Raw genomic sequence first — 11,744 nt, 5'->3', positions numbered from 1 at the left:
AGCGGTGTAAACTGGATTTCTATATCATTGACATTACCAAAGTCAGGATCTTTTGTCAGTTGAAAAGAAATACAACGACAACGTTCGTTCTTCTTAGAACGAATTCGATCGACATTTTGTTGGACTTATATGTAAGTATGTTTGTTTGCTAAATCCAATCGATATGACGCAACAGATGCTAAATAATTTAAATGAGGTGGAACGTTTGCCGAACTTTCAACAGCTGGGCATTGACGAACAAAGAGTACGGAAACTGAAGGAGCAGGGAATTGCGGTGCCGACTCCGGTACAGCAAGAGAGTATCCCGCTGCTGCTGCAAGGAAAGGACGTTATCGCTCGGGCAAAGACCGGCACAGGTAAAACGCTGGCTTTCATGCTGCCGATTCTGCAGCAAATCGATCCTAAGCGGGCGTACCCGCAGGCGCTCATTATTGCGCCGACACGTGAATTGGCATTGCAGATTACGGAGGAAGCCAAGAAGCTGACGGCCGGCGAGCCGGACGGGATCAAAATCCTGGCTGTTTATGGCGGTCAGGACGTGGAGAAACAGCTGCGCAAGCTCGAAGGCGGCCGACATTTGATCATCGGAACACCGGGCCGGTTGCTGGACCATTTACGCCGGGGCACGCTTGAGCTGGGCGGCGTGAAGCAGTTGGTGCTGGACGAAGCCGACCAGATGCTTCACATGGGCTTTCTGGATGAGGTGGAAGCCCTGATGCATGCACTTCCGTATCGGCGCCAGACAATGCTCTTCTCGGCCACGATGCCTGCCGGCGTGAAGCAGCTTGCCGGCAACTATATGAAAGACCCCGTCGATATCGTCATTAAGGGGGCTTCCCCGATTCCGCTGGAGCAGATCCAGCAGGTTGTGGTCGAGTGTACGGACCGTTCCAAGCAGGATGCCCTGCGTACGATGATTGAGGAGCATAACCCTTTTCTCGCGATTATCTTCTGCCGGACAAAGCGCAGAGCAACAACATTGAATGAGGCGCTGCTGGCCCATGGGTATCAATCGGACGAGCTGCACGGCGACCTGTCCCAAGCGAAGCGGGAAGCGGTCATGAAGCGCTTCCGGGAAGCCAAGCTGCAGCTGCTGGTGGCAACGGATGTTGCTGCGAGAGGGCTTGACGTCGAGGGCGTGACGCATGTCTTTAACTACGATATGCCTCATGATGTTGAAAGTTACATCCATCGTATCGGACGGACCGGACGGGCCGGTGGGAACGGGATGGCTATCACGTTTGCTGCCGGTAAGGATCTTAATGATCTACAGCGCATCGAGGAAGGAATTTCTCTGCGCTTGAAGCGGGTCCGCTATGATTCCAGTGCTGGAGGCCTTCGGGAAAGCACGGGTGGCTCAGGCAGGGATACAGGCAGACCGGGAAAAGCAAGAAACATCTCTTCGCTTGAAGCCGATCAGGAACGCGGCCAAGGAAGAAGCCGAGCGGATCGCGGTACGGGTTCCGGGCGCCGTGGCGGCGAGCAGAGCAGAGGAAGGGCCGGATCGTCACGCAGAGATGAACGTGGATCCGGACGGGCAGGGAACCGGGACGGCCGTGCAGTCGAGGGACGCGGACAATCTGCGGCTGGAGGCCGCAGCAGCGGTAGTCGTGACGGCGGGCGTGCAGGCGAGGAACGCGGACCATTGTCGGCTGGAGGCCGCAGCAGCGGTACTCGTGACGGGGGACGTGCAGGCGAAGGCCGTGGATCACAGGCCGGAACGCGCGGTGGCAGCAGCCGTGGACCGTCCAGAACCGAGGGTCGTGGAAATCAAGGCGGTCGCGGCGGACAGGGCGGTACCCGATCACCTGAAGGACGCGCAGCAAGAGGCCAGAGTGGTGGCCGGCGCGGTGGACGCAGCCGCTAGAAGTTTCAGAAAAATTTCAGGAAGCATCTGTTTCAATCCGGAAGATCCCGTTTAAGTAGAAAGCGTTACCCAGTCAAAGACAAGGAGGCGTTACCATGTCTGAACATAATCATGTAGTGAACAAGCAAGGTGAACTGGATGTGAGTAAGGTCAGTGACGCAATGGACCGGATTGATGATGGGGAGAAGGAGAGAATCCTGGCCGATTTTGATGCCTTCCAATCCTATTTGAACAAGCGAATTCAGCTTGCCGAGAGTATTGGGTTGAATGAAGAGCAGCTGGCACAGGCAGCAGAGAAGGTGGCTGGTTATCTGGCTGCAAACGAGGAGCCCCGTAATTCCGAAGAGAAGCTTCTTCAGGAGTTGTGGAAGGTCGGAACCAAAGAAGAGCAGCATCAGTTGGCTCATCTGCTTGTGAAGCTGGCTCAGAAACGAACGGCTCCATAAGGTAAAGCGTGAGATGGAAATCCTTCCCGGCTGGCTTGCCGTGGAAGGATTTTTGGGTTCAAGAGTAGTAATTAAACATATTTATAAGGATGTAGAGATGTAGAAATGTAGAAATGTAGGGATATAAGGACGTAGGGGTGGATAATAATTTCTATACATACTATGCATGCAGGCTAGACGTGCTGGTTCGCCTCCGCCTTCGGTATCATATCGAGGTGTGGTGCAATGAAGCAGCGATATGGTATCCAGGGTGCAATAATATGGTGTAATGATATGGTAACTAAGTGCAATGAAGCGGTACCCAGGTGTAACGATAAGGCATTCAGGTGCAACGATAAGGTGTCTAGGTGCAATGAAACGATACGCAGGTGTAACATATGGTATCTAGGCGCAACGATATGGTATCCAGCTGGAATGAAACGGTACCCAGATGCAACGAAATCGCTATGACGGTGACCAGAACCCCGCCAAACGCGAGGCTAACGGACATCAGATACGTTATTTCTCTGTTATGAGGTCCATTTATCGTTCTAACGGACACCATAGCCGTTATTTAGCCTGAAAACAGCTGAAATACCGTCTTTTGAGAAGAATAGCGGATTCCCTGTCCGTTCGATTCACTCAAAACCCTATTTTCTACGGAATAAGGTTTCCTGAGTCCGTTAGGTTAGAGTTCGAGTGAACGCAGGACGCTGCTCCATCGCTCTGCAAGACTTGCAATTGTCTCTCTTCTGTTGCACTGCCGGACGCACGCTCTACCGTTGGCCTTACATACTATTTGGTACATCCTGCGAAGTACTCCATATACGATCTCCAATGCCTTCGTTACATGTGAGCCATAGAAACAAATGAAAGAATAGTAGGGGGAGTTCCTGAATGTCTCTGGTGATTCATGAGCAGAGAAAGCCCAAAATGCAGCCTTTTTATTGGGTGATTACATTTGAAATGCACGTGCTGGGAATACTGCTTGGCCTGGCGCTGACACTGGGTCCTTTGATGCTGCTGTACTTCTGGACGAATGTTTGGACCTGGATGATTTTGGTTGCCATACCAGCCGGCATCTTCATGATGATTCGTCTGTCGAGAAGCCTGAAAGGGCATATCTGGAACAATACGCATCTGGACGAGTATTTGTTATACGAAGATTTTATTGAATATGAGAGATGGGACCAGGAAACGAAAGACTCCCTGAAGGGAAGCCTTAGGATCGGTGACATCAAGGAACTATACTACGGGCGATACATCTTTCAATTCAGTTATGCTTATAAGAAGAGCAAAATGGCCGAATCCGTGCCTATGGCGGAGTTAATGCCGATTATGTATCTGGTTGCGGGAGAAGGGCAGACGGAACGGGCGGTGGCCATTCCTTTCACGGATCCGATGGATGCCAACCGGTGGCTGGAGGTTATCGGCAGAGGGGACATTCCTTTATATCTGACTTCCATCATCATTCATGATCTTGGGGATGAATCGGTTGCGTCTTTGCTTCGCGAGGACGAGGATTTAGAGCGTGCCGAATTTGATGGCAATATGGAGCGGCAATTCCGGCCTTACCTGGACCGTCTGGTACAGGAAAATGAGGAGGAAGACCGGGAATTGACGGAGGAGGAGCTTCATCAGCTGGAATACGAGATGAAACTCCTCGAATATGAAGAGGCGCTGCAAAAGCAAAGATCGGCTTTCCGTGGAACCGGTTTGCTGGCGTGGCTGATATTTCCGGTTCAGTTCGCTATCGGTTTTTGGCTGACGCGCCAGGCAGAGCTGGGCAACGCGGACCCGGAACGGCCGTTATTCCCCATTTTACTTGTGGCACTCTCCGCGATCCTGTTTTTCTTCCTGGTGAAATGGATGCGCTGGCTCCAGATCATCATGTTCTCGTTGATTACCTTTTTATCGTTTATGTTTTTGGATTTTTCCGAGATCGAAACGGATCCCTCGTATCAAATGTCCAGCATGCTCCTTGCTATAGCCATGCTGTCACTGCCGGTGGTCGGTCTCTTCTATTTGGGCATCCGGCATGTGCGCAAAGGTCGGGATGCGAAGAATCTGCCACCGATGCCGGGGGCGTATCAGCCTCTTCCCGAAAACGATAAGCCGGGGATCCAGCCTGGAGACCATCTGTCCACTTAATACGAAAACGAGAAAAACGCACCCTTTACATTTGGGGGTGCGTTTCGTATCGGTATCTGTAGGTTTCCATAGGCTGGCTGGTAAAGGCTGTGTCGAGCTTCTTCTTCTCGCCGGGGGCAAGGGTTACGTTCTTGTACATCTCGGTGAAGACTTCATCATCGTTCTTATCGTATACGAAAAGGGTGATGTGACCATGAAATGTTTGGCTCTCATGGTAGTTGCCGGCATAGATCTCAATGTCCGCATCATCCTCGTTTTTATAGGCTCCGGCGTGGACCACGATGTAGTCTTGAAAGCTTTGGAGCTCGGAATCCGTCTTCTTGTCCTCAAAATTCTGATCCAAATCGGTCAGCATCGTTTCTTCTTTGTAAAGCGACTCCTGGGTGATAAGACCAATGGGGATCGTCAGTATAAAATAGAAGGCCAGCGTCGATAACCCAGTGCTGCGAAGCACGGTCTTTCGGTCATAACCCCCTTTGATTAAGCCGACGAAGGCAATCAGTGCCAGCACAATGACAATGAGATGCCATGGGGATATAAACATTTCGGGATACAGTTTCATTTCTATTCCTCACTTACTGTTGTTGAAATACGGAATATTGCAATATTTCTCCAAACCTTAAATCATTACCCTGCTTACTTGCTGGTTAAACTAGCTGTTATAGCATATGTAAATTTTGTTTGAAGAGGTCATACATTCATCATAATGGATTTGCGGGCAGCGGGGTAGAGGCGTTGGACTAAAATTTGGTTTAAGACGATTTATTCGATATGATGGAAGGAGATTGGCTGGACTGTAAAGCTTGAAGCGTGCCATCCATTCAAAACAAGCCGGGAGGGGATTCGAAGATGTCAGTTTACGAATATCATGCAACAAATACCAAGGGTCAGGAAGTCTCGCTCGATCAGTATGTGGGCAAGGTTCTGATTATTGCAAATACGGCCAGCCAGTGCGGACTTACGCCGCAATATGGAGAGCTTCAGCAGCTGTATGACCAATATAGCCAGCAAGGACTTCAGGTTCTTGGTTTCCCGTGCAACCAGTTTGGCGGACAGGAGCCGGGGACAAGTAAAGAGGCCGAATCATTCTGTCAATTGAATTATGGCGTGAATTTCCCAATCTTTGCGAAGATTGACGTGAACGGGGAAGAAACGCATCCGTTATTTCAATATTTGAAATCCGAGCAGCCAGGACCGAATGAAGGCGGAGAGATCGCTTGGAATTTCACAAAGTTTCTGGTAGACCGCGAGGGCGAGGTGGTTCAGCGATTCGAACCGCGAGATACGCCGGAATCGATGAAGGGCGCCATTGAATCTCTGCTTGGCTAGTGGAAGAAAGTAACGATTATCAACAGGGCTGTTTTCTTCGGGGATATTTCTCTGGGGAGAACAGTCCTGTTTTTGATTTTTCATGGGCCCATTCCGTTAATTAGCCGAATCAACATTAAGATCCGTTAAGGCACACGCATAAGATAAGGATGATCCTTGAATTTCATTTGAGGCGGGACTCTTATAGCTTACCCTGATACGGAAACTGTATTCTTGATCTAATTGTGAGTATTAGCCATGAGAGCATCATGCTCTTTAGGTCAACATCTTTTATCATTCCAACTATGTGAAATTATGTACAATATGTGAATAATGCGATTACTTATTGAATTGTGAAATAAGTCACATTATAATAAAAGTATAAAGTGAATACATTCACAAATAATAATATTGCCAGTCACCACATTCATGCTCAACAAGCGTTACCAAGCATGAATCCAGGCAAAAGAGCTCATCTTAATCAAATATACAGCTTCATACTTGGAGGAGGAAAAACCATGAAAGTAGCAGTTATCGGTTGTACCCATGCAGGAACGTCCGCCATCGTGAATACCGCCAAACTTTACCCGGAAGCACAGATCACCGTTTATGAACGCAATGATAACATCTCATTCCTGTCTTGCGGCATTGCGCTTTACGTCGGAGGCGTTGTAAAAGACCCTGACGGTCTGTTCTACTCTTCGCCTCAGAAGCTCGACGAGCTGGGTGTTGAAACCAAGATGAAGCATGAGATCATTTCGGTGGATACGGATAAGAAAAGCTTGAAAGTTCGGAACCTGGTTACTGAAGAAATTTTTGATGATGCCTATGACAAACTGATTATCACAACCGGATCATGGCCAATCGTACCGAAGCTTGAAGGCATCGATCTGAATAATATTCTGCTCTGCAAAAACTACAATCATTCCAATACGATCATTGAAAAAGCGCAGGAAGCGAAACACATTACGGTTGTTGGCGCCGGTTATATCGGCGTGGAACTGGTTGAGGCCTTCCAACAGAACGGTAAGCAGGTTACGCTGATTGATAGTGCCGACCGCATTCTGAACAAATATCTTGATCCTGAATTTAGCGGCAAGATCGAGGAATCCTTCCGTGAAAAAGGGATTGAGATGGCTCTGGGCCAGACCGTGACTTCTTTCCAAGGCAAGGATGGCATGGTGAACAAGGTCATCACCGACAAAGGTGAAATCGATACGGATCTCGTGATCCTCTGCATCGGCTTCCGTCCGAATACGGAGCTGGTGAAGGGTCAGGTGGAAATGCTGAAAAATGGCGCCATCGTCGTGGATCAATATATGCAAAGCAGCAAGCAGGATGTATATGCAGCAGGCGATTGCTGCTCCGTGCACTATAACCCGACCGGTAAAATGATGTATATTCCACTGGCTACTAACGCAGTTCGGATGGGTACGCTCGTGGCACGCAATCTTGTGTCGCCGACAACCCCGTATATGGGAACGCAAGGTACGTCGGGATTGAAAATATACGAACACAACATTGCCTCGACGGGATTAACCGAAGGAGCCGCCAAGGACGAAGGCTTGAAGGTGGAGACGGTCACCATTACGGATCATTACCGTCCGGAATTCATGCCTACCTTCGAAGAGGTTACGCTGAAGGTGGTATATGAGCAAGACAGCCGCCGGATGCTTGGTGCACAGGTCATTTCCAAAGTGGATATGACGCAATCGATTAACACGCTGTCGGTATGCATACAGAATCGGATGACGATTGATCAATTGGCCTTCATCGACTTCTTCTTCCAGCCGCATTACAATAAACCGTGGAATTTCCTTAACACGGCTGGATTGCAGGCATTGCCGGCGGTCGAAAACAAAACACCTGTGCATTCGTAATCGATTCACCAAGAAGACTCCTTAATTTGGGGGTCTTTTTCTTGTTATTGAAGGATTATGGATTTTGACAGCGAATTGGAAAATATCCGGACATGTAGATTTCGACTTTCAGGAGGTAGGATAAAGTATGAATAAAAAAGTAATGCTGGCCTCAGCTGCATTGTTCTCCATGCTGCTGACGGCCGCTTGTTCCAATGATCAGGCTGATCCGCCTGCAGAGACTCCGCCGGCTGTTGTGGACAATGGGGGAACCGGTCAGACGGGGGCGTCTGAAGAACAGCCGCCTGCAGAACCCCAAGGCGAGGACCAACCGGCTGACCATGCAGAGGTGAAGCCGATCGGCGAACCTGCGGCAGTTGGCGATACGGTCGATTACCACGGCACGGTCATCACGCTGAACGGCGTACGTGAATCCGGGGGCGATGAATATTTGAAGCCTCAGCCGGGCCATACGTTTAAGGTGGTTGACATTACCGTGAAAAACAATGGCCAGGAGCCGCTGGTCATCTCTTCCGCGCTGTCTTTTTCCCTGACGGATTCGAGCGATCTTAACTATACCGTTCCCATTACGGATGACGTGAAAATGCTGGACGGCACCATTGCCCCAGGCGGCGAGCTGACAGGTGAAATACCATACGAAGTGAAACAGGGAGTTAAGGGGCTGCAGCTGAGTTATGGCGATCCGATGAAAGAAGGAAGAGCTATTTGGGCAGTGGAATAAAAAAATAATATTGGTTTCGGGATGTACGAATGATGAGAGGACTTTGCTTAGGCGAGGTCCTTTTTTCGGTGAAGACGCCGCTTTACATACGGGAATGTTTTCAGTATGATTAAACCGTACAGTCGGTTTTTTAATTGTGAGCGTTGTTCATCATCTTCACAGATCCATTTTTATATTACGGGAATCAGGTTTTAATACGTGATTTGCGGATCATTATTTCAAGCAAGGAGTGCTGACGTCGATGTCTTCAGAAAAAGCGCAGCGAAAGCGGGACATGATTCTGGATAAAGCGAAGGAACTGTTCATCCAGCGCGGGTATGCGGCAACATCCATGGATGAACTGGTTAAATATACGGGTGCCAGTAAGGGAAGCATCTACTATCACTTTGAGAGCAAGGAAGATTTGTTCGTCAAGCTGCTGGCGAAGCAGAATCAGGAATGGATGGAAGCCTGGGACGATAAAAAAGCCCGTTATGCCAGCTTCGAGGAGAAGCTGTACGGCATTGCCGATCATATGGTTGATGACTTCCAGAATCCGCTCACCAAGATTGCGGAGGAGTTTTATATCAATCAGCCGGAGAATAAGACGATTGTGGGCGAGATGCTGGCCATCCTGCAAGGTCCGCGCAAGCTCTACCGCGAGATTTTCGCGGAAGGAGTAAGCGAAGGGCGAATACCGGCGGAGGATGTAGAGGAAATATCCATCATATTCGCATCGCTGCTCGATGGGATGTCGGTGTCGCATTTTGAACGGTCCCAGGAGGAATCGAGACTTCTGTATAGTAAGGGAGTCACTTACTTTTTAAACGGTGTGTTATCGGGTCAAGGATCGTAGTGTACCGGAGGATATATCGGAAACGCTTCTTCTCGGTTTGCAAGCGGGAGAGGGCGTATCCGCTTAAATATATTTAAACCGAATAGTCGGTTTTCAAAAGGGGGATATAATATGAGGCATTTGTTTGGCAACCGCGCGTTCGTGCTGCTGATGGTTTCGGATTTCATGCAAAATATCGGGATCTGGATCCGCAACATGGCATTGTTGTTCTTCATTATGGAGAAGAGCAACCATGATCCGGTCGCCGTATCGCTGCTTACCGTAATTGAATACGCGCCGATCTTTGTGATCTCCATGATTGGCGGCGTGCTGGCGGACCGTTGGCGCCCCAAGCGAACGATGATCTGGGGGGACATTCTAAGCTTTTTATCCATATTGCTTATCCTGTTCGTTGTGTATGCGGGATACTGGCAGGCCGTATTTGCGGTGACCCTGGTCTCGGCTGTTGTATCTCAATTCTCGCAGCCATCGTCCATGAAACTCATCAAGCGCTGCTTGCCGGATGAGCATGTGCCTGCGGCCACGGCTTTGTCCCAGACCTCGATGTCGCTGTTTATCATTTTGGGACCGATGGTCGGTACGACGCTTTATCAAGCTTTTGGATTGCAGGCGTCTTTAATCAGCTTGTTGGTTCTATTCGGCGCTTCGGCGATCGTGCTAGCGTTTCTTCCTTCCAGTGTGGATGAACCCTCTAACCATTCGGAATCGACCGGTTCCTTTATGAAGGATATGAAGGCGGGCTTCACTTACATCGGTTCCAGCCGGCTGTTGAAGGTGCTGCTGGTCGTCTACGTTTTATTGGCACTGGGCAGCGGACTTGTTCAGCCGCTTGATATCTTTGTCATCACGGAGCGCTTACAGCTGGCAATGTCCAGCGTTCAGTGGTTCACCGCGCTGGAGGGCCTAGGCATGTTAATAGGCGGCGTGCTGGCTGCTGTCATTGCGGGGAGAGTGAAAGGCAACTACTTGTTGTTCGCCGGGCTTGCCTTCCTTGGCCTCTCGACCTTTGTCGAGGTGTTGTCACAGTGGCCGATCCTGACCGGCGCGATGCGCTTCGCAACCGGGGTGCTGATGGCGATGGCACAGACGGTCCTGATGGCCGTGATGATGCAGCAGGTGGAAGAGAAATTCATCGGTCGGCTGAATGGCGTGATGACGCCGATGTTTACCGGCATGCTGCTCATCGGCTCCGGGTTTACGGGATGGTATATGTCGGCAACCTCCATTGTGATCGTGTATTTTACGGCAGGTGCGCTCTTCCTGCTGTCGTCCTTGATTAGCATGAAGCTTCCGATCTCGAACGTTCCGGCTCAGGAAAAGGAAACGCCTGTTAGAGTAGAGACTGCCGCCGAGGCATAGGATAGTGGTTAGAACTTGTTGCTGGCAGATTGGCATAGGCTTGCTGATATAAAAGAGAGGGTTGGTAAAAGCACCAACCGGGCGGTGTCGGGATAATCTCCGGGCACCGCTATTTTTATATGTACCTCAGGCTCGGATCGAGAGATTGATCGATTCTACACGAGTTCAGGGCAGCAAGGACACAAGGATGTCCGATTCTGCGCAAGGTCGTGATATAATTCACGTACTTGCATTGGCAGCTGCGGTACAATATGGGTAAATGTAACAGAAACATCAGAAGCTGCATTCGAGAGATTTTCAGGACGGAAAAAGGGAGAACTGGGGGAACGGACATGGCCTATTACAAGCCTGATCGCATTGCGGAGATCACCGTGGAGAACGGGGTGAAAAAAGCACATACCTCCGTTATGAACGTAATGATACTAGGATTTTTGGCGGGTGCTTTTATCGCGCTCGGCTTTTTGCTGGATATTCGCGTAATTGCCGGTGCGTCTGAGGCTTGGGGAGGCATTGCCGGTTTTATAGGCGCGGCGATATTTCCTGTCGGACTAATTCTTGTATTGCTTGCAGGCGGAGAGCTGCTGACGGGTAATATGATGGCCGTGTCCCTGGCCAGATTCAAGAAGCGGATTTCCACGAAGGAGATGATACGGAATTTGGCTCTCGTCACGGTAAGCAATATGGCGGGGGCGTTGTTCGTCGCTTACTTCTTCGGTCATGTGACCGGTCTGACAGGCAGCGGCGTTTATTTGGAGAAGCTGGTGGATATGGCGGGACACAAGCTGGATGACAGCTTTCTGCAGGCCTTCTTGTCGGGCATCGGCTGCAACTGGCTCGTAGCGCTCGCCGTGTGGCTGTCCTACGGATCGGACCAGATGAGTGGCAAAATTCTCGGGATCTGGTTTCCGACGATGGCGTTTGTAGCCATCGGCTTTCAGCACGTGGTGGCCAACATGTTCCTCATTCCGGCCGCAATATTTGAAGGGTATTACAGCTGGGGTGCGTATTTCATAAACTTCATTCCGGTTTGGCTTGGCAATTTCGTTGGAGGCGCGTTGTTTGTTGGAGCTGCCTACGGGACCGTATATTTGAAGAAGCATGATGAGGTTGAGGTCATTCCACGCAGCGAACAAGATGCTGCCCTGCCTTCTGCTCCGCCTACCGGCCCTGCCCAACAGGTTCATTCTGCGTAAAGGTT

Annotated in this window: 10 protein-coding genes; 9 read left to right on the top strand and 1 reads right to left on the bottom strand. The window is 50.0% G+C overall.

The genetic code is table 11. The features are described from left to right. The first annotated feature begins 175 nt into the window (after nt 1-175). From DP091_RS18090 to DP091_RS18080, 3 genes are all read left to right on the top strand, one after another. The gene (locus tag DP091_RS18090; protein WP_113059600.1) at nt 176-1,867 is read left to right on the top strand and encodes a DEAD/DEAH box helicase; all 1,692 of its coding nucleotides are present in this window, start codon (nt 176-178) and stop codon (nt 1,865-1,867) included. Between the two features lie 95 nt (nt 1,868-1,962). Further along, a complete protein-coding gene (locus DP091_RS18085; RefSeq protein ID WP_113059599.1) occupies nt 1,963-2,313 on the top strand; it encodes a DUF3243 domain-containing protein in 351 nt (116 codons plus the stop codon). Between the two features lie 876 nt (nt 2,314-3,189). Continuing rightward, nucleotides 3,190-4,443, top strand: a complete 1,254-nt coding sequence (locus DP091_RS18080) for a hypothetical protein (protein ID WP_113059598.1) — start codon at nt 3,190-3,192, stop codon at nt 4,441-4,443. 25 nt (nt 4,444-4,468) lie between these two features. Here DP091_RS18080 and DP091_RS18075 read toward each other — a convergent pair whose 3' ends face one another. Then, a complete protein-coding gene (locus DP091_RS18075) occupies nt 4,469-5,005 on the bottom strand; it encodes a hypothetical protein (RefSeq protein ID WP_113059597.1) in 537 nt (178 codons plus the stop codon). A 287-nt stretch (nt 5,006-5,292) separates the two neighbouring features. Between DP091_RS18075 and DP091_RS18070 the strand changes: the two genes are divergently transcribed. The 6 genes from DP091_RS18070 to DP091_RS18045 all read left to right on the top strand — a co-directional run bounded on the left by DP091_RS18070 (nt 5,293) and on the right by DP091_RS18045 (nt 11,739). Then, a complete protein-coding gene (locus tag DP091_RS18070) occupies nt 5,293-5,772 on the top strand; it encodes a glutathione peroxidase (RefSeq protein WP_113059596.1) in 480 nt (159 codons plus the stop codon). Nucleotides 5,773-6,269: 497 nt separating this feature from the next. After that, the gene (locus tag DP091_RS18065; RefSeq protein WP_113059595.1) at nt 6,270-7,631 is read left to right on the top strand and encodes an FAD-dependent oxidoreductase; all 1,362 of its coding nucleotides are present in this window, start codon (nt 6,270-6,272) and stop codon (nt 7,629-7,631) included. 127 nt (nt 7,632-7,758) lie between these two features. Continuing rightward, a complete protein-coding gene (locus DP091_RS18060; RefSeq protein ID WP_113059594.1) occupies nt 7,759-8,352 on the top strand; it encodes a DUF4352 domain-containing protein in 594 nt (197 codons plus the stop codon). A 241-nt stretch (nt 8,353-8,593) separates the two neighbouring features. Beyond that, on the top strand, nt 8,594-9,187 hold the full coding sequence (locus tag DP091_RS18055; RefSeq protein WP_113059593.1) for a TetR/AcrR family transcriptional regulator: 594 nt from the start codon (nt 8,594-8,596) through the stop codon (nt 9,185-9,187). A gap of 111 nt (nt 9,188-9,298) precedes the next feature. Next, on the top strand, nt 9,299-10,546 hold the full coding sequence (locus DP091_RS18050; protein ID WP_113059592.1) for an MFS transporter: 1,248 nt from the start codon (nt 9,299-9,301) through the stop codon (nt 10,544-10,546). A gap of 332 nt (nt 10,547-10,878) precedes the next feature. Continuing rightward, nucleotides 10,879-11,739 carry a formate/nitrite transporter family protein gene (locus DP091_RS18045; protein ID WP_113059591.1) on the top strand — a complete coding sequence of 287 codons (861 nt, stop codon included), beginning with the start codon at nt 10,879-10,881 and terminating at the stop codon, nt 11,737-11,739. Nucleotides 11,740-11,744 lie beyond the last annotated feature (5 nt).

Source organism: Paenibacillus sp. MDMC362 (assembly GCF_003269305.1).
Lineage (GTDB): Bacteria > Bacillota > Bacilli > Paenibacillales > Paenibacillaceae > Paenibacillus_AQ.
The sequence above is the reverse complement of the archived record's forward strand: the minus strand, read 5'-3'. Positions and strand labels throughout refer to the sequence as shown.

Coding starts and splice junctions, on each gene's coding strand:
- DP091_RS18090 (WP_113059600.1), top strand. CDS start 176: ATGCTAAATAATTTAAATGAGGTGGAACGTTTGCCGAACTTTCAACAG.
- DP091_RS18085 (WP_113059599.1), top strand. CDS start 1,963: ATGTCTGAACATAATCATGTAGTGAACAAGCAAGGTGAACTGGATGTG.
- DP091_RS18080 (WP_113059598.1), top strand. CDS start 3,190: ATGTCTCTGGTGATTCATGAGCAGAGAAAGCCCAAAATGCAGCCTTTT.
- DP091_RS18075 (WP_113059597.1), bottom strand. CDS start 5,005: ATGAAACTGTATCCCGAAATGTTTATATCCCCATGGCATCTCATTGTC.
- DP091_RS18070 (WP_113059596.1), top strand. CDS start 5,293: ATGTCAGTTTACGAATATCATGCAACAAATACCAAGGGTCAGGAAGTC.
- DP091_RS18065 (WP_113059595.1), top strand. CDS start 6,270: ATGAAAGTAGCAGTTATCGGTTGTACCCATGCAGGAACGTCCGCCATC.
- DP091_RS18060 (WP_113059594.1), top strand. CDS start 7,759: ATGAATAAAAAAGTAATGCTGGCCTCAGCTGCATTGTTCTCCATGCTG.
- DP091_RS18055 (WP_113059593.1), top strand. CDS start 8,594: ATGTCTTCAGAAAAAGCGCAGCGAAAGCGGGACATGATTCTGGATAAA.
- DP091_RS18050 (WP_113059592.1), top strand. CDS start 9,299: ATGAGGCATTTGTTTGGCAACCGCGCGTTCGTGCTGCTGATGGTTTCG.
- DP091_RS18045 (WP_113059591.1), top strand. CDS start 10,879: ATGGCCTATTACAAGCCTGATCGCATTGCGGAGATCACCGTGGAGAAC.